The organism is Micromonospora sp. NPDC007271 (assembly GCF_040634005.1).
GTDB lineage: Bacteria > Actinomycetota > Actinomycetes > Mycobacteriales > Micromonosporaceae > Micromonospora.
This window is the reverse complement of sequence record NZ_JBEYER010000029.1, coordinates 3,968-26,845: the sequence shown is the minus strand read 5'-3', so window position 1 is coordinate 26,845 and position 22,878 is coordinate 3,968. Positions and strand designations below refer to the sequence as shown.

Genomic DNA, 22,878 nt, shown 5'->3' with positions numbered 1-22,878 from the left:
AGCGCTCTCTTGCGGACGCTACCCGCAGCGGTGAACCTTTTCACAGCGGTTGTGTGGACTGGTCACCTTGGCCTCGCCGGTCGCGGGGTCGATACTGATCGAGCGTTCAGTTACCCATGAGTAATGCGCCGACCCCGGAGGCTGACATGGCCCGACTCGCCCAGACACCCGGCCTGACCGACGTGCAGCGGTCGATCCTGGAGACCGTACGGGAGTTCGTCGACAAGGAGATCATCCCGCACGCCCAGCGGCTGGAGCACGCCGACGAGTACCCGACCGACATCCTCGCCGGGATGCGCGAGATGGGCCTGTTCGGCCTCACCATCGCCGAGGAGCACGGCGGGCTCGGCGAGTCCCTGCTGACGTACGCCCTGGTGGTCGAGGAGCTGTCCCGGGGCTGGATGTCGATCTCCGGCATCGTCAACACCCACTTCATCGTCGCGTACCTGATCTCCCAGCACGGCTCCGCGGAGCAGAAGGCCCGGCTGCTGCCGCGGATGGCCACCGGCGAGGTGCGCGGCGCCTTCTCCATGTCAGAACCGGAGTGCGGCTCCGACGTATCGGCGATCAAGTCGAAGGCGGTCCGCGACGGCGACACCTTCGTGCTCAACGGCCAGAAGATGTGGCTGACCAACGGGGCGTACTCGTCGGTGGTGGCCACCCTGGTCAGGACCGACACCGGGGCCGACTCGGTCTACGGCAACATGAGCACCTTCCTGCTGGAGAAGGACCCCGGCTTCGGCGAGACCGCGCCCGGCCTGACCATCCCCGGCAAGATCGACAAGATGGGCTACAAGGGCGTCGAGACCACCGAGATGGTGCTCGACGGCGTTACCGTGCCCGCCTCCGCCGTGCTCGGCGGCGAGGAGAAGGTCGGCCGCGGCTTCTACCAGATGATGGACGGCATCGAGGTCGGTCGGGTCAACGTGGCCGCCCGCGCCTGCGGCATCTCCATCCGGGCCTTCGAGCTGGCCGTCGCGTACGCCCAGCAGCGCCGCACCTTCGGCCAGCCCTTGGCCAAGCATCAGGCCGTCGCCTTCAAGCTCGCCGAGATGGGTACGAAGATCGAGGCCGCGCACGCCCTCATGGTCAACGCCGCCCGGCTCAAGGACGCCGGCCAGCGCAACGACGTCGAGGCCGGCATGGCGAAGCTGCTCGCCTCGGAATACTGCGCCGAGGTCGTCCAGGAGGCGTTCCGCATCCACGGCGGCTACGGCTACTCCAAGGAGTACGAGATCGAGCGGCTGATGCGGGAGGCCCCGTTCCTGCTCATCGGCGAGGGCACCTCGGAGATCCAGAAGACCATCATCTCCCGCGGCCTGCTCAAGGAGTACAAGCTCTAGTTCCTGAGGAGGACCCCCTCCGCCGGGCGCCGCTGCTGAGGGGTGGCACCGACGCCGTACCGTACGCCCGTGCCCACCCCGCCCCGCCGTCGCGCGCTGCTGCAGATCCTGCTGGTGCTCGTACCGTTGTTGCTGGTCCAGATGTTCTGGGGCCTGCTCCCGCTGCCCTGGGCCGACCCGGCGCGGGTGGTCAACGGCATGCTCGTCCTGCCAGCCACCGGCGTCGACGCCCTGGTCATGGTCGCCGCCTGGGCCTGGGCGGTGACCGCCGGCATCGCCGCGATGGCCGGCGTCGACCGGCCGCTGCTCCGGGCGCTCCGGGCGCTCCCCACCGTCGGTGCCGCCCTCCTCGCCGCCGTCATGGCGCTGCTCGCCGCGGTCCTCCTGCTCGGGCTCGTCCTGCCCGCCGTGGAGGAGGGAATCTGGGTCGTCATCGCGCTGCTCGCGCTACCGGTCGGAGCGTTCCTGGTCCGCCTCGCCCTGGTACTGCCTGTCGGTCTGCTTGAGGGCCGGCGCGGCAGGCTCGCGTTCCGAACCGCGTCCGCCGACGTCCGCGGCCGGGCCGTGGGCCTCGGCATCCTGCTGCTGGTCGGCTTCATGGCACCGGCCCTGCTCCACAGTTGGGCCTTCGCCCGCCCCGAGGAGCACGTGTCCAGTCATCTCCAGGGTGCCCTGGTCTGGCTGCTGCGCGACGCCAGCCTGGTTGTCGTGACGGCACTCCAGGCGGCCACCCTCCTGGCCGCCTATCGCCGCCTTCCCGGGCGCCTGCTGCGGCCGCTCGCCATCCCGGGTGCCGGACCCGCCGAGGCCGTGCCGAACCGGCTCAGCCGGCGGCTCAGGCGGCTCACCGCGTCGCTGGGCCTCGCCGCCGTCCTGCTGCCCAGCCTGCTCGCCGGTGGCGTTGTCGCCGCGGACCGCCTGCCCGAGGTCACCGTCCACACCCCGGCCCTGCCACATCGGATGATCGCGGTGGGCTGGCCCGCCGGACGAGGGCCGATCCTCGTCGGACAGCAGTCGATCGAGGACTGCCTCGACGACGGCTGCCGTACGCGTCGCCGCACGGAGCTGTCGGTGACCATGTACGAACCCTATGGCGGAGTGGCATTCGGGGCGGACGGTGCCGTCTTCGCGCTGGGCCAGTACCAGTTGGAGCAGTGCGACGCGCAGCGGGTCTGCCGACGGCGCCCTGGTGACCTGCCCGGCATGCGGAATTCCGGAGCGGCGGCGATCGCGCTTGCTCCGAGTGGGGATATTCTCATCGCCACCGCTACGGAGATCCGGCCGGCCAAGGGCGCGGGCGAGGCCGGGCAGGTCGAACTGAAGCTCCTGCGGTGCACCGACGTCTTCTGCGCCACCCCGAGAATCACCAGCCTCGGCACCGCGCCGGGCTCCCTCAAGGAGCAGGTGAACAGCTGGCGGCGCCGCTGGATCGCGGTCGGTACCGACGTTGCCGGGCGGCCCGTGGTTGTCTTCCGGTCTCCGTCGCGCGGCACCGTGTCGGTGGGCTGGTGCGTGACACCCGACTGCGCCGCAGGCGACCTCGCAGAGCTGGGTGATCCACGCCGTCCCGGCATGCCCACCGTCGAGGAACTGGCGCTGCTCGACTTCGACGACATGTTCGACTGCGCACGGCTGCCGGACTGCACCGGCGACGAGCCGATCGTCGTGGTCCACCCACCGCACGGTGGCCTCTACGGTCTGACCGTCGCCCCCGGCCGCCCAGCCGGATTCCATGTCCGGATCGGCAGCCCGGCGCCACCGGCCCGCCGCCTGACGCTGCGGGTCTGTGCCGACACCGGTTGCCACGGTCCGAGGCTCATTCCGCTGGTCGAGCTGGTGACGCTCTACAGCAACGTGCCCGGGCGGCAGTCCAACGAGTACTGGCTGATGGCGGTCGACCCCGGCGGCCGGATGGTGGCGACCGACCTCTACGGGAACCAGTTGGTGATTACCGAGCTGTGAAGCGACCCGGCGCTGCGGCGGTGGTCAGCGATCAGCCGTCTGAGCCGGGCAGCCGTACCGCCAGGTGCTCGCGGGCCCGGGCGACCAGGGCCGCCGGGTCGTCGGCGTAGAGGCGGATCTCGTGCACCGGCCTGCTCGGCCCGTTGGGCAGCCGGACCGAGAGCGGCTCGCGCAGCACGACGTCGACGCTGGTCTGCTTGCCGGTGGCGACGTTCAGCACCATGCCCGCCTCGTCCGGCTCGATCTGCACGCTCCGGCCAGAGGGCAACGAGCGGTAGCGGGCGTCGACCCGGGCGATGGCCGCCCACGGCACCAGGAAGCCCACCGAGAAGCCGTTGCGGACGCGCAGTCCCTCGACGTCGGCGACGTGCGGGTGGATCCGCAGGGCGGCGAAGAGGCCGATCATCCAGAGCAGGCCCCAGATGCCGAGCGCGAGCACGGTGTGCCGTACCGACGGCCACGGCAGGGTGTGCCGGAGGATCAGGTCGAAGATCGGGATCTCGATGGCGGAGAGTGCGATGAAGGCGAAGAGGATCGGCTTCACCACGCCGACGTAGCTGAACGCCGCCGCCCCGGGCTCCACCGCCGGGGGGCGGCGGAGCAGCCACCGGCCCAGGCTGACCCACATCCCCACCTCGTACGCGATCACGCGACGCAGCATCGCGACGGCCTGCTTCCACATGGGTCACCTCGCCTTCCCCGTTTGCATTGCAGTTGCAACGTAAACTGTGGTTCGGGGACGTGTCAATGCAGTCGCATTGTGAAACGATGGGGTCATGCCGAAGCGGGTCGATCACCAGGAGCGCCGCAAGCTGATCGCCGACGCCCTGATGCGGGTGGCCGCCGAACGCGGGCTGGAGGCGGTCAGCCTGCGGCACGTGGCGGCGGAGGCCGAAGTCTCCTCCGGGATGGTGCAGCACTACTTCCGCACCAAGGACGAGATGATGACCTTCGCGCTCTCCGTGGTGCGCGAACGCGGCGAGGCCCGGGTGACCCGCGCCGTCGCCGCGTTGGGGGAGGACCCCTCCCCGCGTACGCTGCTCCGGACCATGCTGGCCGAGCTGCTGCCGTTGGACGAGGCACGCCGGGCGGACGGCCGGGTGGCGCTGGCGTTCCTGGCCTACACCGCCGTACGCCCCGCCGTCGCCGCCGGGCTGCACCGGGAGACCGCCGAGCTGCTGGCCTTCATCGCCGGACAGATCCGCGCCGCCCAGGCGGCCGGCGCGGCGGAGACCCGCGTCGACCCGGACCGGGCCGCGGTGGCGCTGCTCGCCGTCATGGAGGGGCTGGGCGTCTATCTGCTCGGCGGGCACTACCCGCCGGAGACGGCGCTCGGCGCACTGGACGCCCAGCTGGACCTGCTGCTCGGGCCGGCGCCGCCGGCCCAGCGCGGTCGCGCCGTACCGCCCCGACGCCCGTCGAAGCCCTGACCGGGGCCGGGACAGCCGGGCCGGGTCAGCCGAGTCGGGTCAGCCCCGCCGCGGCCCGCTCCACGATGAGGCACCGGTCCTCGACGTAGTCGATGCCGGCCTCCTCGGCGATCCGCCGCGCCTCCGCCGAGACGATCCCGAGCTGCAACCACACCGCCGGGGCGCCGATCGCCACCGCCTGCCGGACCACCTCGACCGCGTCCTGGGCCGGACGGAACACGTCCACCAGGTCCACCGGGTGCGGGATGTCGGCCAGCGACGCGTACGCCCGCTCGCCGAAGAGTTCGTCCACCGTCGGGTTCACCGGGATGATCCGCCAGCCGTACCGCCGCATCTCGGCCGGCACCCGGTGCGCGGCCTTGCCCGGGTCACGGGACGCTCCCACGACGGCGATCACGGTGGAGTCGGCGAGGATCTGCTGGGCTGAGCGCACGCCGCGAGCCTAACCCGGCCGGATCGCGGCCGCCGCTCAGAGCAGCGTCAACTGCTCCGCGGGGGCCGGCGGCGGCTCGGGTCCTCCTCGGTTGTCGCCGCGCTCGCCCCGGTGCAGGCCGTGCCGGCGGGCCGCGATCCGGACCCGCGCGGTCAGCTCCCGCTGGTACGCCTGCGGCGCGTACGCGCCGGCCCGGTAGAGCTGGCGGTAACGGGGGACCAGGTGGGGAAACTCCCGGGCCAGCCAGTGCGCGTACCACTCGCGGGCACCGGGGCGCAGGTGCAGCGCCAGCGGCGTCACGCTGGTCGCCCCGGCGGCGGCGATCGCCGCCACGGTCGCCTCGATCGACTCGTCGTCGTCGCTGAGCCCCGGCAGGATCGGTGCCATCAGCACCCCCACCTCGAACCCGGCGTCGGTGAGCTGGCGGACGGCGTCCAGCCGCCGGCGCGGGCTCGGAGTGCCCGGCTCGACCGCCCGCCACAGCGCCTCGTCGACGAAGCCGACCGAGTACGAGAGCCCGACCCGGGTGACCTCGGCAGCCTGGTGCAGCAGCGGCAGGTCCCGCAGGATCAGGGTGCCCTTGGTCAGGATCGAGAACGGGTTGGCGAAGTCGCGCAGCGCCTCGATGATCGGCGGCATGAGCCGGTAGCGCCCCTCGGCCCGCTGGTAGCAGTCCACATTGGTGCCCATCGCGATGTGCGCGCCCCGCCAGCGCGGGGCGGCCAGCTCGCGGCGGACCAGCTCGCCCGCGTTGACCTTGACGATCACCTTCCGGTCGAAGTCCGCCCCGGCGTCCAGGTCGAGGTAGGTGTGGGTGTGCCGGGCGAAGCAGTTGTGGCTGACCACCCCGTTGGCAATGAAGTCGCCGGTGCCGGTGGTGATGTCCCAGAGGGGCAGCTCCAGCCCGAGGTCCTCGATGGTCACCACCCGCAGTGCTGCCTGGCACTTGAGTGCTGCGCCCTCGATGGACCGCTTACGGGTGATGGCCGGGTCGGCCAGATGGAAGAACCGGAGCCGGGCGGGGAGACCACCGGTGAGCCGGATGTTCCGAACCCGGTTCGGTAGGCCCAGATCCTCGAGTACCCAGGTGAAGCCGAAGCGGTTCAGGGCGTCAGCCGTCCGGTCGAGGATCTCGTCGTCACTGTTGCTGATCCGGAAGGCGCCTTGGCTGCAACTGCCCTCGGCGTCGAAGATGCCGGCGAGCAAGCCCAGCTGCCAGTCGTCGCTCGGCTCCGCCGGCCACCTGATCAGCTCGGTGATGGCATCGAGGTCACGCTGCTTGGAGGTGCGGATGGCGGTGACCGCCCGCCGGTTTGGGCTGACGGGGGCGAAGGAAAATCGCCTGGTCTCGACGCCCGCGTCGGTCAGGAACCGCTGCGTGCGATCCAGCGCCTCGCGGTCGACCAGGGCCAACCGGAACTGGTACACCCTCCCGTGAGAATACGAGTAAGTGCCGAGGTGGGCGTCGCCCCGCACCATGCCGCAGAGGTACCCGCGGCGATAGTCGGCTGAGTCTTTCGGCGGGGGCGCGAAGCGTCCGGTGCCGATCAGCCGGTTGTTGGTGGTCAGGTAGGGACGCCGCTCAGTGCCAGCCATCGTGCCGGTGACGTACTTCCAGCCCCGCTCAGAGAGGAAGCGGTGGTCACCGCTGGCGACCAGGGTGGTGCCATCCTCAAGCGTGATCCGGTAGGCACGCTTCACCGTCGACCACTTGTCGAGGACGGTGGTCACCACGTATCGCCGGTAGGCGCCCCGCCGCTCGGTGCCGTAGATCCGGTCGCCCGGCTCCAGCTCGCTGATCGGCTTCGTGCGCCCGTCGGCCATCAGGATGGGAGTGTCGCCGGATATGCAGTATTTACAAGCGTGACTGCATCCACGGTACGGGTTGATCGTCCACTGGAACGGCACGCGGGACGTGCCGGGCACCCGGTTGATGATCGATTTTGCCCGCACCTCGTAGAAGGTCATCCCGGCGAAGCCCGGGGTGTCGAAGGTGCGGGCGACGGCGCCGGGGAGCGCCAGCGGCAGGGGTGGAGCCGCTGGCGCTGCCCCGTCGGGAGCCCCCTCGTCCGGGGGAGCGGAGAGGTTGTCCCAGCGCATGAACCTCATTCGAACACGCGTACGAATGAAGTGCAAGTGACTCACCAGACACTCCTCACCGCAGCGGGCCGGCCGGGTGCAGGATGGAGGCATGGAGACGTCGACCTTCGTCTACGACGGCGACTGCGCGTTCTGCACCCGCTGTGCCGAGTTCATCGAGCGTCGGATCCCGACCCGCGCCCGGGTGCTGCCCTGGCAGTTCACCGACCTCGACGCGCTCGGCCTGACCGAGGCGGAGTGCGACGAAGCGGTCCAGTGGGTCGGCGCGGACGGCGTACGCGCCGCGGGGCCGGACGCCATCGCCCGGCTGCTCGGCGCCAGCAACCCGCTCTGGCGGATCGCCGGGGCCGGCCTGCGGCTGGCGCCGGTGCGGGCCGCCGCCTGGCCGGCGTACCGCTGGGTGGCTCGCAACCGTCACCGCCTGCCCGGCGGCACCGCGGCCTGCGCCGTGCCGTCCGCGAGCCGGCGCTGAGGCGCAGCCCGTCCACCGGCCGGCGCGGAGGACGCCGGCCGCGTCGGGCCGTTCGTCGGTCAGCCCGGCAGGCCCGTGCAGGCGACCTCGTCAATGGTGCACGCCGTGGGTGTGGCGCTGATCGCCGCGCCGCTCACCCGGAACGTCACCCGGACCGACCCGTGGCCGGGCACCACGCCGCCGCTCCCCTCCGGCACGAGCGTCCAGACCGCGCCGTCCCGGCTGGCCCGGGCACCGCTCACGGAGGTGATCTCGAGTGACTTCCTGGGCAGCACGATGACCAGCGCCCAGTCCGTCACCGCGGTCGGCCCGGGGTTGGCGATGGTCACCGCGGCACCGTAGCTGAGCAGGGCGTTCTCCACGACGGCGAAGTCGGCGCGGAGCGGGATCCGGGTGGGTGCCGCGGCCGCCGACGGTACCTCCACCGACGGTGCGCCGGGCGGCGGTGCGGCCGGCGGAGTGGTCGGCCGGCCACCCGTGGTCGCGGCGCGCGTGGGCGTCCGGCTGGTGGGGGTGGGGGAGGGCGGCTCGCCCGGGGTCCCCGTGGTCAGCACGCTCGTGGCCGCCACGCCCGGTGCCGGACTGACCGCCACCGGGGTCAGCCGTTCGGGCGTACGCAGCACCGCGACGATCGAGTACGTCGTCGCCAGCAGCACGCCCAGCGACGCGGCGATGGCCACGTGGGCGAGCCGGGAGCCGTCACCCCGGCCGCCGAGGGCGCGCCGTACGGCCCGGGCCCCCACGACGACCCCGTCCAACAGGATGATCGTCAGGGTCCGCCGTGGCTGGGACGGTGGTGGTGCCGGCACTGAGCCCCTCCCCCTCTTCGGATCGTCCGTCATACCGGTGCCCGCGGCTCGGCCGTGGCGGCCGGCGCCGGTCAGAGCGCCTGGAGCCCGGCGAGTAGCGCCTCAAGCAGTTCCTTCGATGGCCGCGACGACAGCGTCGGCGGATCGTGCATCTCGATCAGCCCGGCCCCCAGCAGATCGCCGAGCAGTACCCGGACGGTACCCAACGGCAGATCCAGCTCGGCGGCGACCTCCGCGACCGACAGTGGACGCTGGCACCGCTCGACGATCCGAGCCTGCTCAGGGTAGAGCCGTCCGGGGGTGGGGGCCGCCCGGCGGGCCACCACCAGGGAGATGACGTCGAGTTGGCCCTGGTCGGGCGCGATGCGCCCACCCGTCACCGTGTACGGGCGGGCCACCGGTCCGGCCTCGTCGTCGTACCACGCCTCGTCATGATCGCCGGTGGTCGGCACCGCTGTCCCCGCCAGTCGCGAGCCGGGCCGGCTCGAGGTACACGGGCAGGTCCCGCTCGGCCTGCGCCGCGAAGAGCGCCACCTCGTACGCCATCTCGCCGACGTCGGCGTCACCGCCCATCCGCACGGTGAGGATCGCTCCGCCCCGGGTGGTGGCAACGAAGACGAATGCCCGGGACATCTGCACGACGACCTGCCGGAGGCTACCCGCGTCGCACACCCGGCCGGCGGCTCGCCCCAACGCGTACAGGCCGCTGACCACGCTGGAGACCTGTTCGGCCAGCTCGTCCGCCACGTTCCCGGATCGGCCGAGCAGCAGCCCGTCCGGGGAGAGGACCACGGCGCACTCCGCCCCGGGCACCCGGTCGACCAGGCCGTCCAGGGCCGTGGTCAGGTTGTCGATGGTGACCACTGGATGAGGCATTCAGGTCCTCTCGCTGCTCTGGCCGAGCGGCATCTCGACGGTGTCCGAGGCGATGGTGCCCGGTGCGGGCCGGGGTGTGCGGGGACGGCGGACCCGGTTCGGTAGCCCGCCGCTGTCGGCGGGCACCGCTGACGAGGCCCGCGGGTACCCGGTACCCGCCTGCGCCGGAAACGACACCGCCCCATTGGCAACCGGGCCGCCTCCGGGTCCGGCCCCGGTGACCAGGCCGACCGGGAGCAGGACGACGGCGGCGGTCCCGCCGCGCGGGCCGGGGCGCAGGGAGACCCGGGCGCCGCAGCGGGCGGCGAGCAGGGCGGCGACGTACAGCCCGGCGTGGCCGCGGGGCGGGCCGTCCGACGGTGGGTGGGAGAGCAGCTCGTTCGCCTCGGTCAGCGCGACGGCGGCCAGGCCGGGCCCGTCGTCGACGATCACCACGGAGCAGCCCCGGGGCCCGTGCTCACCGGCGATCCGGACGGTGGTCTGCTCCGGCGAGCAGGCCAACCCGTTCTCGATCAGCTCGGCCAGCAGGTGGACGACGTCGGTCACCCCGGAACCCGCGAGCGACCATGGCCAGTGCGGTGCGACCAGGACCCGGTGGTAGTCCGGCACCTCGGCGACCGCCCCACGGACCACGTCGAGCAGCGGCACCGGACGCCGCCAGCGGCGGGCCGGTGCCGCACCGGCGAGCGTGACCAGCTTCTCCACGTTGCGCCGGATCCTGGTGGCGAGGTGGTCGAGCCGGAACAGGTCGCCGATCTCCTCCGCCGAGCGCTCGCGCCGCTCCATCGTGTCGAGCAGGTCGAGCTGGTCGCGCAGCAGGACCTGGTTGCGTTGGGTGAGTCGCAGGAACAACTCGCGGGTGGCGGGGTCCGCCGCACCGGCGGGCTGCGGCAGCACCTGGGTCTCCGCCGGGTCGAGCCCGCCCGGCCCGTCGAGTCGGTGCCGCCCGGTGGCCAGCCGACGGACGGCGCCCGACCACCCGATCAGCGTGACGAGCAGCGCGATGAGGCCGAGCCCCACCACCGCGCCGGTTCGCGCGATCACCAACGCGGCCCCGGGGGCGGCCCGCTCGACGCTGGCGCGCGCGGTGCTGATCACCAACTCGCGCAGCCCGTCCAGGGCCGGGTCGACCGCGGATCGCCAGCTCAGTCCGCTGATCCCGGCCGGGATGCCGGCACCTTCCGCCCGTAGCAGCCGGTCCTCCAGCCCGAGCAGTCCGGCGAACCGCGGCCCCTCCACCAGTCGCCGGTACTGCTCCCGGCCGGCGACCGGCAGTTCGGCGACCGCCGCCGTCCGGGCGTACCGCTGGTTGGCCACCAGCTCGGCCAGGTGGCGCCACTCGTCGGCGCTGATCGCACCTCCGGCCAGCGCGGCGGTGAGCAGCGTGTCCTCGCGGGCGAGCAACTCGCGGGCCCGGGCCAGCGCGATGACCGATCGGGTCTCGCCGGCCAGCGCGGTCTCGTGGCCGCCCCATTCCGGGCCGTACACGGCGAAGGCGGCGTCGATCAGCCGGTCGTACCGGACCACCGCGCCGGGCCGGTCGAGCCGCCCCGCGTCCACCTCGGACCGCAGCGTGGCCAGCCCGGTCAACCGCCGGACCAGCTCGCTCGCCCGGTCCCGGACCGCGCCCGCGGTGAGCAGCCGCAGGTCGTGACCGTCGGTGAACGCCCGCACCGGGGCGGCCGCCCGGTCGGTGCGGGCCCGTGCCCCGGCCAGCTCGGCCTGCGCCCGTCCGCCGCCGGCGATCGTCTCGGCGGTGAGCCGGCGTTCCGCCTGCAGGTGGAGGATCAGCAGGTCGGTGGGCTGGCCGAGGCTGTCCGCCAGGGCCCGGACCCGGACCAGATCGGCGGCGTCCCGGCCGGTCAGGTACGCCCCGTACGACCAGAGGGTGATCAGCAGGGCCGCCAGCGCGACGAGCTTCAGCCGGATCCGTTCGTCATCGCCCTGCCTCACGTGCCGCTCCGCCCGTTCCGCCGACCACCGCCGCACCATCGGCTCACCGCGCGACCCGTTCCGGCCGCGCCTGCCGACCCGGTGTGCTCGACCGGTCGGCGACGATGGTGCGCAGCAGGGCCAGCAGCTCCGCCCGGTTGGCGCAGTCCAACCGGGACCGCATCCGGGCCATGTGGTGCTCCACCGTCTTCGCTGAGATGAAGAGCCGATCACCGATCTCCCGGTAGGTCAGCCCGGCCAGCACCAGCTCGGCCACCTCGTGTTCGCGCTCGCTGAGCCGGCTCTGCGCGGGTCCGGTGAGGGCATTGGCGACCGGTGGGCCGCCCCCGTCGTCGGCCGTTGGGGGCTGCCCACCCCTGAGGGCGCCCGGCCGTCCCTGGAACAGTCGGGCGCACTCCAGCAGGCTGGTCATCGCCCGCCGGTCCGAGGTGCGGATCGCGGCCTGTCCGGCGAGGCGGGCGGCGTCCCAGCACAGTCCGGCGTCGTGCAGCCCACGGGCGGCGGCCTCCACCCGCACCGGGTCGACCACGCCGCGCAACACCTCGACCCAGCTCGCGGCGGCCGCGGCGACCACCGCGGCGTATCGACTGTGGTCGGCCGAGGCGCGCAGGGCGGCGAGGTGCTCGTCGGCCGCGGCCCGCTCCTCGGTCAGAATCGCGGCGTGCAGCCCGGTCCAGTGCAGCGGCGCGCTCCACAGTGCCGGAGCGCCGAGCCGGTCCAGCAGCAGCCAGGCCTCCCGCAGGTAGGGCTCCAGCCGGGGCAGATCGCCCAACCGTGCGCCCGCGACCGCGAGCTCGCCCAGGGGCAGCAACGTGAACAGGTCGACCGGGTGCCGCACCACCGCTTCCAGCGCCGGCCCCCAGCCGCGCTGGAGCGTGGCGAGGTCGCTGTTGCGCCGGGCGACACCCAGCTGGAGCGCGGTGGCGAGTAGCAGGTCGCGTGACTCCAGTGGCCGGTCGTCGGCGGCCACCGTGGCGAGGCACTCGGCCGCGGCGGCCGTGTGGCCCCGGATCATCCGGATCCACGCCTGTAGCAACTGGTGCCGGCGGGCCATCAGCGGCCCGCCGATGCCGGCCGTCACGGCGCGGTCCAGCACGCCCTCGGCGATGTCCAACTCGGCACAGTGGATCGCGGTCAACGCGGCGAGCGCGGCCGGACTGTCCGGCAGGAGCGCCGCCCGCCCGTCCGGTTCCAGCAGCGCAGCTGCCTGCACCAGCGTGGAGAGCGCGGCGGTCGGCGGTCCGCTGAGGCTCTCCCGGATCCCCTCGGCCATCAGCCGGGCGGCGCTGGCGTGCAGCGTGGGTGGCCCGCCGGCCGGGTCGTCTCCGGGCGCCTCCGCCCCGGGGGTCGAGCGGCCGAGGGCGAGCGCTCCGATGGCGGCGAACGCCGCGGACGGGACGTTGCCCGCCCACCGGTACAGCTCGACGCTGCGGCCCACCTGGCCGCGGTGCGCCAGCGCCGTCGCGGCTACCGCCGCCGCCTCCGCGCGGTCGCCGGGGACGGCCGCCGAGAGCATCCGGTCCGCCAACCGGAGGGCGGTGTCCAGGTCGCCGGCGACCGCGGCGGCGACCGCGTGGCGGGTGCCGGCCGGCAGCCCCGCCGCCGTGGCCGCGGCGAACAGGTCGGCCGCGAGCGGGGGATCCCCGCCCAACGCCTCCTCGGCTGCCGCCGCCAGGGCCGGGGCCGGACAGTCGCCGAGCACCCCGGACGCGCGCAGGGAGAGGACCAGCGGGAGCACCGGCGCGCCGCGGCCGAGCTGCAACTCGGTGAGCCGACGCCAGACCGTGGTGCGTTCGGTGGCCGGGCTGAGCGCGATGACGGCCCGCCGCACGATCGGTGAGAGCCGACCGTCGGCGCCGAGCAGGCCGGCCGCCCGGGTGGCCGCGAGCAGCTCGTCCACCGCCTCGGGCGCCTGGTCGAGCAACGGGCCGAGCAGGTCCATCGGCAGTGGTACGCCGGCGGCGACGGCCAGCAGCAGCCGCCGGACGTCGGGTGCCAGCTCCTCCAGATCCGGCCCGAACTGGAGCACCACCGGCCGGGGCGGCTCGGCCGAGACGGCCATCGGGTTCTCCTGCCCGCGCAGCCCGTGGACCAGCCGCTCGACGTCCCGGGGGACGCCGCCGGTCTGCGCGTGCACGAAGGCGACCAGGTCGCTCCGCTGGCCCAGCTCGGGGACACCGGCGAGATAGGCCCCGGTCTGCTTCGGGGTGAACGGGGTGAGCACGACCTGCTGCCCGTCCCGTTTGAACGCGTCGGCCAGCTCGGCCAGCGCCGCCGACCGGGGCCACGGACGGTAGCCGACCAGCAGCCGGTGTCGGCGGGTGACCACCAGCCGGCGCAGCGTGTCGAGACGTGCGTCGTCGAGCAGGTGCGCGTCGTCGACCAGCAGCACCGCCTCGGGGTCGACCGGGTCGGACGGGTCCGGGGCGGCGTCCAGCACCGTGGCGCCGGCTCGCCGGTGGGCCCGGGCCAGCTCCGTGAGCAGGGCGCTCTTTCCGTGGCCGCCGGGGCCCGTCACGCCGACGGCGAGCGGACGCCCGGGGTCCATCGCGATTCCGTCCAGCAGGGCCGTCGGTCCTTCGCCCAGCACCAGCCGGGTCTCCGCCACGCTACTCATGATCATGATCGTCATCCTTCGCGCCCCCGCCCGCGGGCCAGCGCCAGGCGGGACGGCTTCGGCAGGTTCAGCGGGGTGATCCGGACCGGGGGGCGGGGTGGTGGCTCGCCGTGGACGGCGGTGTCGTGCTCGGGGTGCCGCCGTGCCGGGACGGGTCCCTCGGCCCGTCCGGCGCCGCTGACCGGCATGGCGGCCGGTGCCGGCTCCGGCCGGCGAGGGCGTGGTGAGACCACCTGGCAGGCGGCGAGCGCCGCTCCGGTGGCGGCGGTCAGCTGGGGGTCGGGCTCCGTCTCGACGGGAACGGGAAGGGCCGCGGCCAGGAGTTCGGTGACCAGCGGGATCCGGGCGGAGCCGCCGGCGAGGAGGATGCCGTCGAGCTCCGCCGGCGCCAGGCCGGCGGAGTGCACGGTACGCGCCAGCAGGTCGACGGTCGCCCGTACCGCCGGCCGGATCATGTCCTCGAACTGTGCCCGGGTCACCGGTATCCGGACCTGCCCCGTCGGCAGGGCCAACATGACGTCGGTCTCGGTAGCGACGCTGAGCTCCCGCTTGACCCGCTCGCACTCCGGCATCAGCCCGCGCGACGTCGGGTACGTCTCCTGCTGCGCGGTGCCCGCGAACTCCCCGCCGAGCACGGTACGGACGTGGTCGGCGAGCGCCTCGTCGAAGTCGGTGCCGCCGAACGGTGCCAGCCCCTGCGGCAGGCCGAACGCCTCGAACGTGCCGCGCGGGCTGCGCCGGACCAGGGCCGCCTCGAAGGTGTTGCCGCCCAGGGCGTAGACCGCAGCCGTCGTGCCCGCGAAACCCCGGGCCGCGTGGCTCTCGGCCACCGTGACCGGGCGGGGGAGCAGCGTCACGTTGCGCAGGTCGAGGTCCCACAGTGCCCGGTGCAGCAGTTCGCGCCGGTGGGGGCCCCACCCCGCGGGATGGCTGAGCACGACCGCCTCGGCGAGCCCGCCCTCCCGGGCCGAGACCTGCTCCACCACCCACGCGGCCAGTTCCGCGATCAGCGTCTGCGGCGGGCACGGCTCGCCGCCGAGCAGCACGGGCACGTCGTCGCCGATGCGGCGGACGAAATCCCGGCTGGTGCGACCAGGATCGTCGATGGCCGGCTCGCCGACCGCGAGTGACCCGTCCGGCGACAGGTGCAGCACGGACGGTACGACGGTCGACCTGGCACCGAGCGCGACCACGTCGGGTCGGGCCCAGGTCCCGCCCCGCCACCGGGCGACGGCGGCACCCGTACCGCTGCTTCCGATGTCCATTCCCAGGACGTACGGCATGTTTTCTTCCTCCACCGCGAGTGGCCCTGGCGACGGTGCCGGCACCGCGGCTACCCACCCCCGGCGAGCCCCGTGGGCTCCTACGTTCGTACCAGACTTGGATCCCGGCCCGGTACCCTAACTCTGGCCGGACCGGCTCCCCCTGTCCCCCTAACGGTGGAGCGGGCGAAGGCCCTAATCGGGCCCGGCCGGTTGCGGGCGGCTCCCCGATGCCGACGTCGGCCCCCGGCCATAACGTCGTTGTCGAGGCACGACGGTGCTGACGCTACGTTCGAGGAGAGCCCGCATGGATTCGCACCAGACCCTGCACGACTTTGTGCTCAACCTGCTCACCGACCCCGACGCGCGGTCGGCCTTCGACCTCGACCCGGAGGGTGCGCTGCAGGCCGCAGGGCTCACCGACGTCACGGCCGCCGACGTGCGGGACGTGGTCCCGCTGGTGGTCGACTACGCCCCCGGCGCGGGCCTCGGGCCGCTGGCCCCGGCGGCCGAGCAGCTCGGGCTCGACCCGCTCGCGGCCGACGCCGCCGCCGTGGTGGGCCAGGTCCAGGCGGTGCCGTACCAGATCAACGTCAGCAGCTCCCACTCCGGCGTGGACGCCTCGGCCGGGGCGCTCGGCGCCATCGCGGTGGACCCGGCCGGCTTCTACGCCGGGGCGGCCGTGCTGCCGGGCATCGGCGTGGGCATCGGGCCGGGTGGCCTGGCGACCGACCTGATCGGGGTGCACGACGTGGCGTACACCCTCGACTCGGATGTGGTGGGCGCGGTGGACACCGTGGCCGACCCCGCCGTCGGCGACCTCGCCGGCACGGTCGGCAACCCGGTCGGCGCCACCGACGGACTGATGTCCGGCGGGGACGTGCTCGGCGGTGACCTGGGCGTCCTGCCCGGTACGCAGGCCCAGATCAACGGCCTCGTCGGGTCGCTCGGCGTCGACAACCCCCTGGGCGGGCTCGGCCTGCCCGGCGATGCCGGCGGTGTGGTTCCGCCGGTGCACGTGCCGGCCACCGTGGACGGTGTCACGCAGCAGGTGGACGGCGCCCTGTCCGGCGTGACCGGCACGGTCAGCGGCGTCACCGGCACGGTCGGCGGCGGCCTCACGGCAGGGGTGACCGGCCACTCCAGCGTCCACGGGGACGCGACCGTCCAGGGTGACGCACACGTCTCGTCCGACGGCGGCCTGCTGGGCGGTCTGCTCTGACCAGGAGTCGGTAGCGACGGGAGGCCGGATCGCCACGGCGATCCGGCCTCCCGTTCCCGTTCTGGTTTCCGGCCCTCTTGATAATTGGCCCGAAATCAGCACACTTGGTGCGTGGTCACGGCGATCTGGTTGGACGTGCTCGACGAGATCGCTCGTACGTGCAGCGCACACGGGCGAGGCGACCTGCTCCAGACGGTGCGACAGAAGCGGGCCCAGTTGCTGGACCCCAAGCTGCGCGTACTGGTCATCGGGGAGTCGCACCAGGGCAAGAGTCAGTTGATCAACGCCATCGTCAACGCGCCGGCCTGCCCGGTCGGCGACGGCCGCACCACGCTGCTACCGACCGTGGTGCAGCACGCCGAGGTACCCTCGGCCGCCGTGGTGCACGCACCACCGCCGTCGGCCCCGGGCCGGTCCGTCGGCACCATGGTCCCGGTGACCGGCGAACGGATCCCGGTAGCGCTGGACCAGGTCGCCGCAGGGGTGGCCGCCGCGCTCGGCCGGCGGCCCGGCGGCGGTGCCGCGCACGTCGAGATCGGACTGCCCCGCGCGCTGCTCGGCGCCGGGCTGGTGCTGGTGGACACCCCGGGCGCGGACGAGGTCGCCGCGCTCAACGCCGCCGGTCCGGCCGCCGCGCCGGCCTGGGCGGACACCGTGCTGCTGGTCTCCGACTCCACCCGGGAACTCTCGGCCGGCGAGCTGACCATGCTGCTGCACGTCACGCGGTCCCATCCCAACGTGGTGGTGGTCCAGACCAAGACGGATCTCGTGGCGGACTGGCGCGTGGTCGCCGAGCGCAACCGACAGCATCTGGCCGACGCGGGCGTGCCGGCACCGGTCGTCCCGGTCTCGGCGGCCCTGCGGCTGCGCGCCGCCGCCGCCGACGACAAGCAGCTCAACGCCGAGTCCGGCTTCCACGTGCTGATCGCCCGGTTGCGGCAGGACCTCGCCGGCAAGTCCGACCGCCTGGCCCGGGCCGCGGTCGGCGTGACCGCCCGGACGGTGGTGGAGCAGCTGGCCGCGCCGATGCGCGCCGAGCTGGCGAGCCAGGAGGCCGAGGAACAGTCCGGCCCGATCTCCCGGCTGCACGCCGCGCAGCGGGAGGTCGACGAGCTGCGCCGCTGCACCACCCGGTGGCAGAACACCCTCGCCGACGAGATGACCGACCTGATCGCCGACATCGAGTACGATCTGCGCGACCGGACCCGGCAGATCCTGCGTACGGTCGAGGAGGCGTTCGACACCGCCGACCCGTTGGTCAGCTGGGACGTCTTCCAGGAGTGGCTGGAGCGCAGCCTGGTGGAGGCGGCGGAGGCGAACCACGAATGGCTGGTCCAGCGCTGCGACTGGGCCACCCGCCGGGTGGCCGCCACCTTCGCCCGGTACGGGGCTGACGTGCTGCCGCCGTGGTCGATGGCGACGCCGGCGGACCTCGGCGACCGGCTGCCGGAGATCGAACGGCCACACATCGACCGGTTCACCCCGAGCCAGAAGCTGCTCACCGGCATGCGGGGCTCGTACGGCGGCCTGCTGATGGTCGGTCTGGCGACGACCCTGGCCGGAATGTCGATGATCAACCCGCTCTCGGTCGGCGTCGGCGCCCTGTTGGGCGGCAAGAGCATCCGCGACGAGAGCAGACAGCTGCTCCGCCGCCGGCAGGCGGTCGTCAAGACGGCGATCCAGCGGCACGTCGACGACTTCTTCGTGCAGGTCACCAAGGACCGTCGGGAGGCCGTCCGGCAGGTTCAGCGGATGCTCCGGGACCACTTCACCGCGCTGACCGAGGAGCTGCAGGAGGCCATCATCCAGTCGTTCCGCAGCGCCAAGCAGGCCGCCGACACCGAGGCGGCGGTCCGCGAGCAGCGGCAGCGGGAGATCCGGGCGAAGATGACCCGGCTGGCCGGCCTCTTCGAGCAGGCCCAGCAGCTGACCGGGTCCCGGCCCGCCCCGGCGTCGTTGGGACCCCGGGCATGACCGTCGGGCTGCGGCTGGACGAGGCGGTGTGGGGGCTGCTGAACCAGGCCCTCCAGCTCTACCGGGACAGCCCGCGGGCGACGGACCACCTGCGGTACCAGCTGGCCCGGCTGGAGCAGCCGCTGCGGATCGCGATCGCGGGCCCGTGGCGGTCCGGCAAGTCGACCCTGCTGAACGCGATCATGGGCGAGGAGGTCGCCCCGGTCGAGGGCGTGGACGGCAGCGACGTCTTCACCTGGTACGAGGACGGCGCCCAGCCGAACGCCACCGCCCACTCGACCAGCCACCCGCCGCAGGAGCTGGCGATCGTCAAGTCGGCGACCGGGATGCGGGTGGACCTCGTCGGCTGGCGGGCGGGCGAGTTGCGCGACATCGTGGTGCGGTGGCCCACCCGTACGCTGCGGCAGGTGACCCTGATCGACACGCCGCCCACCGGCGTCGACGAGCAGGGGCGGGCGCCGGTGATGGACCGGATCCTGCGGGAGGCGGACGCGGTGCTGTACCTGACCCGCGACGGCCGCGACAGCGACCTGCGGGTGCTGGAGACCGGCCGGGAGAGCGCCGTCGGGCAGGCCGCCGCGGTGCACGTGATCATGGTGCTGTCCCGGGCGGACGAGACCGGTGGCGGGCGGATCGACGGCCTGGTCAGCGCCCGCCAGCTGGCCCGGCGGCAGCAGCGCGACCCCCGGGTGAACGCGCTCTGCGCGAATGCCGTCGCGTGCAGCGGACTGCTCGGCCTGGCCGGCCGGATTCTCAGCGAGTCGGACTTCGCCGTGCTCGCGGAGCTGGCCCGGTTGCCGCGGCCGGAGCTGGAGCCGCACCTGCTCTCCGCGGATCGCTTCGTCCGCGGCGACGTGCCGTTGCGGCTGGACGCCGAGAGCCGGGCCGCGCTGGTGGACCGGCTAGGGCTCGTCGGGCTCCGGCTGGCCACCACGCTGGTCCGGGCCGGCTGCGACAGCCGGGCGAGGCTCTCCGCCGAGCTGATCCGGCGCAGTGGCCTGACCGAGCTGCGTGAGGCGATGGCCCGGCTCCTCATCGACCGGCGGGACACGCTCAAGGCGCGGTCGGCGCTGGTCGCCGTCGAGGCGCTGCTGCGGGCGGAGCCGGGCCGGGGCACGGACGAGCTGCTCGGCCGGGTCGAGCAGATCCTGGTCGGGGCGCACGAGTTCCGTGAGCTGCGGCTGCTCGCCGCGCTGCGGAGCAGCCGGCTCGGCTTCGACGCCGAACTGGCCGCCGAGGCGCAGCGGCTGATCGGTGGCGACGGGGTCGGTCTGGCGGCCCGGCTCGGCGTCGAGCACGACGCGACCGCCCAGCGGCTGTGGGAGGTCGCCGCCGAGGCGCAGTGGCGGTGGCGTAGCCGCGCGGAGGACCCGCTGCTACGGCTGAGCCAGCGGCGCGGGGCCGAGGTCGTCGTCCGCAGCTGCGAGGGGATGATCGCCGAGCTGGCCGAGGGGGGCCGGTGACCGTCGACGGCGGAGCAGGCTGAGCGGGCGGACCCGCTCCAGCGGCAGGAAGCAGGTCATGGCCACCAGGTGCGGGGCGAACGAGATGGTGATCGTCGCGATGGTCACCAGGTGGAACGAGTAGAAGAAGCCCACCGCGGCGAACCGCCACCGCTGGGGCAGCACGAAGACCAGCGGGCTGAGCAGCTCGAAGGCGATGATGCCCCACTGGGCGACGATCAGCAGGTGCGGCACCTGGGCGATCAGGTCGGCCAGGTCGGTGCCGCGCCGGATGATCGCCCGGGCCAGCACCGAGCCGGTCGCCCAGTCCAGGCCGCCGAAGCGGAACTTCGCCCAGGCGGCCAGGAAGTACGTGCAGATCACCGCGATCTGGGTGACCCGCAGCGCCCAGCCGCCCGCCTCGGTACGGGTGGGATCGCCGTGCCGGGCCCGCCCGGCGGTGGGCAGGACGGCCAGTGCGACGAGCAGCCCGAACCGGTCGTGGTCGACCTTGCCGTAGCTCATCGCGACGATCATCCACTCGAAGTAGAGCGCGAAGACCGCCCAGCCGAGCAGCCGGGGCGCCCGCCCGGTCGCGGCGAGCAGGGAGAGCGCCAGCAGCAGCCAGAAGATCACGCCGACCAGTGCCGGGGTGGGCGTGGGCAGCGGCAGCAGCCGGCCGATCAGCAGCGGCTGGTAGAGGTCTCCGGGTACGTCGACCCGGCTGCGTACCCAGGGCGTGAAGACGACCAGATCGGCGGCGACGAAGAGGTAGACGAGGGTGCGGAAGGCGGCCACCCGGCCGCGCGGGACCGCCTCGGTCAGCCAGCTGGTCACGGGATGGCCTGCCAGCGTACGGCGGTCTGGTCGGTCCAGCGACCGGTGGGGCGTCCGCCCTGGATGTCGTACCAGCGGACCACGATGCGGACCTCGACCAGCTCGGGGGCGGCGGGGTGGCGCTCGGCGTACGCGTCGGCGACCCGGCGCAGCCGGCTCGGGTCGGCGATGTAGCGGCTCTGCTGGCCCTCGATCTCGGCGCGGCGGATGCCCGTGGCGTCCTGGCCCAGTGCGACCACCGCGCCGGTGCGGTCGACACCCTCGACCCGGGTGTCCGGCGCGGGCGCGTCCGGCGGGTCGGAGGTGGAGTACATCCGGAACGGCCCGAAGGGGAAGTCGTCGTCCGTGCCCCGGAGGGTGCCGGCGAGGAGCAGCGCCAACCCGAGCACGGTGGCGCCCAGCCGGACCGCTCGCCCGCGGGTGGTCAAGGTCTCCATCGGCTGGTCACGATACGGGATCGGACCACCGGGAGGGTCCGTCCGTCGTCCAGTTGGCGCTGACCGTGTCGGCAGTTGGCTGTGGAGACGGCGCCGGCCGGGCCCCAGGGTGAGGGGACCCGGCCGGCTCAGGAGTTGGTGGTGACTCAGTGCTCGTGCGTGGCCATCTTCTCGCGGACCTCGTCCATGTCCAGCTTCTCGACCTGCTCGATCAGGTTCTCCAGCGCGGACTCGGGCAGGGCGCCGGGCCGGGCGTAGACGATCACGCCATCCTTGATCGCCATCACGGTGGGGATCGAGCGGATGTTGAACTTGGCCCCCAGCTCCTGCTCCGCCTCGGTGTCGACCTTGCCGAAGACGATGTCCGGGTGCTTCTCGGACGAGCGCTCGTAGACCGGGGCGAAGCGCTTGCACGGGCCGCACCAGTCGGCCCAGAAGTCGAGCAGGACGATGCCGTCGCGTTCGGTGACCTCTTCGAAGTTGGCCGTGGTCAGCTCAACCGTTGCCATTGCTCTCTCCGATCAGCGCGGATTGCCTACGTCCAGTGGAACCAGGGCCGATGTCGTCCAATTCCCGTGACGTACGCGACGAAACGCTCCGCAACGACGCGATCACGCTCCGATCCGCCGAGCTTAATCTCTCAACGCGGTTGTGTGGAACGCAAGTGCATGTCGCACTTGCGTGACGACAGGTGATGGGAGCGCTTCCAGGGAGATCGCGGCGAGCGCCTGACGCGGAACGTCAATTTGTCGCTTGACATGGAGCTATCCGGGGCCTGGAGATCGCTTTCGGGGTGGCCGCCCGTCACTCAGAGTGTTGTTACAAAAAGGTAAATGTGACCTCCGTCTCTGTCGATGTGGGGTCGCCGTACGGCAGAATCTCTCGCATCAGAGCGTGGGCGGCGGGTGCCGGGGAGGGCCCCGCCGCTCATTGCGTCTCCACCCCGATCGATCCGGGTGTGACATTTCCTGGCTGGCCGTGCCCTCGGCGTCGACTTAACACGCGGTAAGGCATGCTGTGCCGAACTCCATCGCCGCCCGTCGAAGGGGGACAAGGATGCAGTTCGGCCGCTACTACGAGGAGTTCGAGGTCGGTGCGGTCTACCGGCACTGGCCGGGGAAGACGGTCACCGAGTACGACGACCACCTCTTCTGCCTGCTCACCATGAACCACCACCCGCTGCACATGGACGCCCACTACGCCGGGTCGGCGACCCAGTTCAAGCGCAACGTGGTGGTCGGCAACTACATCTACTCGCTGCTGCTGGGCATGTCGGTGCCGGACGTCAGCGGCAAGGCGATCGCCAACCTGGAGGTCGAGTCGCTGCGGCACGTCGCCCCGACCTTCCACGGCGACACCATCTACGGCGAGACGACAGTGCTGGACAAGCGGGAGTCCGCCTCGAAGCCGGACCGGGGCGTGGTGGCCGTGGAGACCCGGGGCTACAACCAGGACGGCACCCTGGTCTGCGTCTTCCGCCGCAAGGTGATGGTCCCCAAGAAGGAGTACGCCGCCGCGGCTGTGCCCGAGGGCGTCGACCCGGAGCGGCCCAGCTTCCCCGAGCCGCGCTGACGCCCGATCCGCGACGCCAGGCCCCTTCCGATCCGAGTGGCAGGGGCCTGACGTGCGTTTCGGGGCATATGCTGGCGCCGGAGGTCCCATGAGCGAGCGCAGCGAGCGAATCAACAGGCTCAGCGCGTGGGTGCCTC

The 22,878-nt window shown here is 73.1% G+C and carries 20 protein-coding genes; 8 read left to right on the top strand and 12 right to left on the bottom strand.

Annotation, left to right across the window (positions count from 1 at the left end):
- The first annotated feature begins 146 nt into the window (after nt 1-146).
- Both ABZ570_RS13205 and ABZ570_RS13200 read left to right on the top strand, forming a co-directional pair.
- Nucleotides 147-1,343 (top strand): acyl-CoA dehydrogenase family protein, encoded by a 1,197-nt coding sequence (locus ABZ570_RS13205; RefSeq protein WP_358061558.1) that lies wholly within the window; start codon nt 147-149, stop codon nt 1,341-1,343.
- A gap of 69 nt (nt 1,344-1,412) precedes the next feature.
- Entirely contained in the window at nt 1,413-3,305 is a 1,893-nt protein-coding gene (locus ABZ570_RS13200) for a hypothetical protein (RefSeq protein WP_358061555.1), read from the top strand.
- Between the two features lie 31 nt (nt 3,306-3,336).
- Here ABZ570_RS13200 and ABZ570_RS13195 read toward each other — a convergent pair whose 3' ends face one another.
- Entirely contained in the window at nt 3,337-3,987 is a 651-nt protein-coding gene (locus tag ABZ570_RS13195; RefSeq protein WP_358061552.1) for a PH domain-containing protein, read from the bottom strand.
- Between the two features lie 94 nt (nt 3,988-4,081).
- On the opposite strand from ABZ570_RS13195, the gene ABZ570_RS13190 reads away from it, so the two are divergent.
- Nucleotides 4,082-4,735, top strand: coding sequence for a TetR family transcriptional regulator C-terminal domain-containing protein (locus ABZ570_RS13190; protein WP_358061549.1), 654 nt, complete (start codon nt 4,082-4,084; stop codon nt 4,733-4,735).
- Between the two features lie 25 nt (nt 4,736-4,760).
- On the opposite strand, the gene ABZ570_RS13185 is transcribed toward ABZ570_RS13190, so the two are convergent.
- Together ABZ570_RS13185 and ABZ570_RS13180 are read right to left on the bottom strand one after the other, a co-directional pair.
- A complete protein-coding gene (locus ABZ570_RS13185; protein WP_358061546.1) occupies nt 4,761-5,168 on the bottom strand; it encodes a CoA-binding protein in 408 nt (135 codons plus the stop codon).
- A 36-nt stretch (nt 5,169-5,204) separates the two neighbouring features.
- Complete coding sequence (locus tag ABZ570_RS13180; protein ID WP_358061543.1) at nt 5,205-7,268, bottom strand: intein-containing Rv2578c family radical SAM protein; 2,064 nt, start codon at nt 7,266-7,268, stop codon at nt 5,205-5,207.
- Between the two features lie 91 nt (nt 7,269-7,359).
- Here ABZ570_RS13180 and ABZ570_RS13175 point away from each other — a divergent pair, with 91 nt between their 5' ends.
- Nucleotides 7,360-7,740, top strand: a complete 381-nt coding sequence (locus ABZ570_RS13175) for a DUF393 domain-containing protein (protein ID WP_358061540.1) — start codon at nt 7,360-7,362, stop codon at nt 7,738-7,740.
- 59 nt (nt 7,741-7,799) lie between these two features.
- On the opposite strand, the gene ABZ570_RS13170 is transcribed toward ABZ570_RS13175, so the two are convergent.
- From ABZ570_RS13170 to ABZ570_RS13145, 6 genes are all read right to left on the bottom strand, one after another.
- Nucleotides 7,800-8,498, bottom strand: a complete 699-nt coding sequence (locus ABZ570_RS13170; protein ID WP_358061537.1) for a cellulose binding domain-containing protein — start codon at nt 8,496-8,498, stop codon at nt 7,800-7,802.
- A gap of 122 nt (nt 8,499-8,620) precedes the next feature.
- A complete protein-coding gene (locus tag ABZ570_RS13165) occupies nt 8,621-9,001 on the bottom strand; it encodes a DUF742 domain-containing protein (protein WP_358061534.1) in 381 nt (126 codons plus the stop codon).
- The gene (locus tag ABZ570_RS13160) at nt 8,979-9,425 is read right to left on the bottom strand and encodes a roadblock/LC7 domain-containing protein (RefSeq protein ID WP_358061531.1); all 447 of its coding nucleotides are present in this window, start codon (nt 9,423-9,425) and stop codon (nt 8,979-8,981) included. The genes ABZ570_RS13165 and ABZ570_RS13160 overlap by 23 nt, the downstream gene beginning before the upstream one ends.
- Nucleotides 9,426-11,378 carry a nitrate- and nitrite sensing domain-containing protein gene (locus ABZ570_RS13155; RefSeq protein ID WP_358061528.1) on the bottom strand — a complete coding sequence of 651 codons (1,953 nt, stop codon included), beginning with the start codon at nt 11,376-11,378 and terminating at the stop codon, nt 9,426-9,428.
- Nucleotides 11,379-11,421: 43 nt separating this feature from the next.
- Complete coding sequence (locus tag ABZ570_RS13150; RefSeq protein ID WP_358061525.1) at nt 11,422-14,001, bottom strand: LuxR C-terminal-related transcriptional regulator; 2,580 nt, start codon at nt 13,999-14,001, stop codon at nt 11,422-11,424.
- A 5-nt stretch (nt 14,002-14,006) separates the two neighbouring features.
- The gene (locus ABZ570_RS13145; RefSeq protein WP_358061522.1) at nt 14,007-15,278 is read right to left on the bottom strand and encodes an Hsp70 family protein; all 1,272 of its coding nucleotides are present in this window, start codon (nt 15,276-15,278) and stop codon (nt 14,007-14,009) included.
- A gap of 286 nt (nt 15,279-15,564) precedes the next feature.
- Here ABZ570_RS13145 and ABZ570_RS13140 point away from each other — a divergent pair, with 286 nt between their 5' ends.
- The 3 genes from ABZ570_RS13140 to ABZ570_RS13130 all read left to right on the top strand — a co-directional run bounded on the left by ABZ570_RS13140 (nt 15,565) and on the right by ABZ570_RS13130 (nt 19,916).
- A complete protein-coding gene (locus ABZ570_RS13140) occupies nt 15,565-16,479 on the top strand; it encodes an IniB N-terminal domain-containing protein (protein WP_358061519.1) in 915 nt (304 codons plus the stop codon).
- 111 nt (nt 16,480-16,590) lie between these two features.
- Nucleotides 16,591-18,453, top strand: a complete 1,863-nt coding sequence (locus tag ABZ570_RS13135) for a dynamin family protein (RefSeq protein ID WP_358061516.1) — start codon at nt 16,591-16,593, stop codon at nt 18,451-18,453.
- Nucleotides 18,450-19,916, top strand: coding sequence for a dynamin family protein (locus tag ABZ570_RS13130; protein ID WP_358061513.1), 1,467 nt, complete (start codon nt 18,450-18,452; stop codon nt 19,914-19,916). The genes ABZ570_RS13135 and ABZ570_RS13130 overlap by 4 nt, the downstream gene beginning before the upstream one ends.
- On the opposite strand, the gene ABZ570_RS13125 is transcribed toward ABZ570_RS13130, so the two are convergent.
- The 3 genes from ABZ570_RS13125 to trxA all read right to left on the bottom strand — a co-directional run bounded on the left by ABZ570_RS13125 (nt 19,830) and on the right by trxA (nt 21,678).
- Nucleotides 19,830-20,732: an MFS transporter permease gene (locus ABZ570_RS13125; protein WP_358061510.1), complete on the bottom strand. Its 903-nt coding sequence runs from the start codon at nt 20,730-20,732 to the stop codon at nt 19,830-19,832. The genes ABZ570_RS13130 and ABZ570_RS13125 overlap by 87 nt on opposite strands.
- The gene (locus tag ABZ570_RS13120) at nt 20,729-21,169 is read right to left on the bottom strand and encodes a hypothetical protein (RefSeq protein WP_358061507.1); all 441 of its coding nucleotides are present in this window, start codon (nt 21,167-21,169) and stop codon (nt 20,729-20,731) included. Before ABZ570_RS13120 ends, ABZ570_RS13125 begins: the two co-directional genes overlap by 4 nt.
- 146 nt (nt 21,170-21,315) lie before the next feature.
- Nucleotides 21,316-21,678, bottom strand: coding sequence for a thioredoxin (gene trxA / locus ABZ570_RS13115; RefSeq protein WP_358061504.1), 363 nt, complete (start codon nt 21,676-21,678; stop codon nt 21,316-21,318).
- A gap of 547 nt (nt 21,679-22,225) precedes the next feature.
- Here trxA and ABZ570_RS13110 point away from each other — a divergent pair.
- Entirely contained in the window at nt 22,226-22,741 is a 516-nt protein-coding gene (locus tag ABZ570_RS13110) for a MaoC family dehydratase (protein WP_358061501.1), read from the top strand.
- The last annotated feature ends 137 nt before the right edge of the window (nt 22,742-22,878 follow it).

Excerpts from the sequence above, each read along its gene's own strand:
- ABZ570_RS13140 (WP_358061519.1), top strand. The coding sequence starts at position 15,565 with ATGGATTCGCACCAGACCCTGCACGACTTTGTGCTCAACCTGCTCACC.
- ABZ570_RS13175 (WP_358061540.1), top strand. The coding sequence starts at position 7,360 with ATGGAGACGTCGACCTTCGTCTACGACGGCGACTGCGCGTTCTGCACC.
- ABZ570_RS13150 (WP_358061525.1), bottom strand. The coding sequence starts at position 14,001 with ATGATCATGAGTAGCGTGGCGGAGACCCGGCTGGTGCTGGGCGAAGGA.
- ABZ570_RS13160 (WP_358061531.1), bottom strand. The coding sequence starts at position 9,425 with ATGCCTCATCCAGTGGTCACCATCGACAACCTGACCACGGCCCTGGAC.
- ABZ570_RS13205 (WP_358061558.1), top strand. The coding sequence starts at position 147 with ATGGCCCGACTCGCCCAGACACCCGGCCTGACCGACGTGCAGCGGTCG.
- trxA (WP_358061504.1), bottom strand. The coding sequence starts at position 21,678 with ATGGCAACGGTTGAGCTGACCACGGCCAACTTCGAAGAGGTCACCGAA.
- ABZ570_RS13195 (WP_358061552.1), bottom strand. The coding sequence starts at position 3,987 with ATGTGGAAGCAGGCCGTCGCGATGCTGCGTCGCGTGATCGCGTACGAG.
- ABZ570_RS13110 (WP_358061501.1), top strand. The coding sequence starts at position 22,226 with ATGCAGTTCGGCCGCTACTACGAGGAGTTCGAGGTCGGTGCGGTCTAC.
- ABZ570_RS13180 (WP_358061543.1), bottom strand. The coding sequence starts at position 7,268 with ATGCGCTGGGACAACCTCTCCGCTCCCCCGGACGAGGGGGCTCCCGAC.
- ABZ570_RS13145 (WP_358061522.1), bottom strand. The coding sequence starts at position 15,278 with ATGCCGTACGTCCTGGGAATGGACATCGGAAGCAGCGGTACGGGTGCC.
- ABZ570_RS13190 (WP_358061549.1), top strand. The coding sequence starts at position 4,082 with ATGCCGAAGCGGGTCGATCACCAGGAGCGCCGCAAGCTGATCGCCGAC.
- ABZ570_RS13130 (WP_358061513.1), top strand. The coding sequence starts at position 18,450 with ATGACCGTCGGGCTGCGGCTGGACGAGGCGGTGTGGGGGCTGCTGAAC.
- ABZ570_RS13120 (WP_358061507.1), bottom strand. The coding sequence starts at position 21,169 with ATGGAGACCTTGACCACCCGCGGGCGAGCGGTCCGGCTGGGCGCCACC.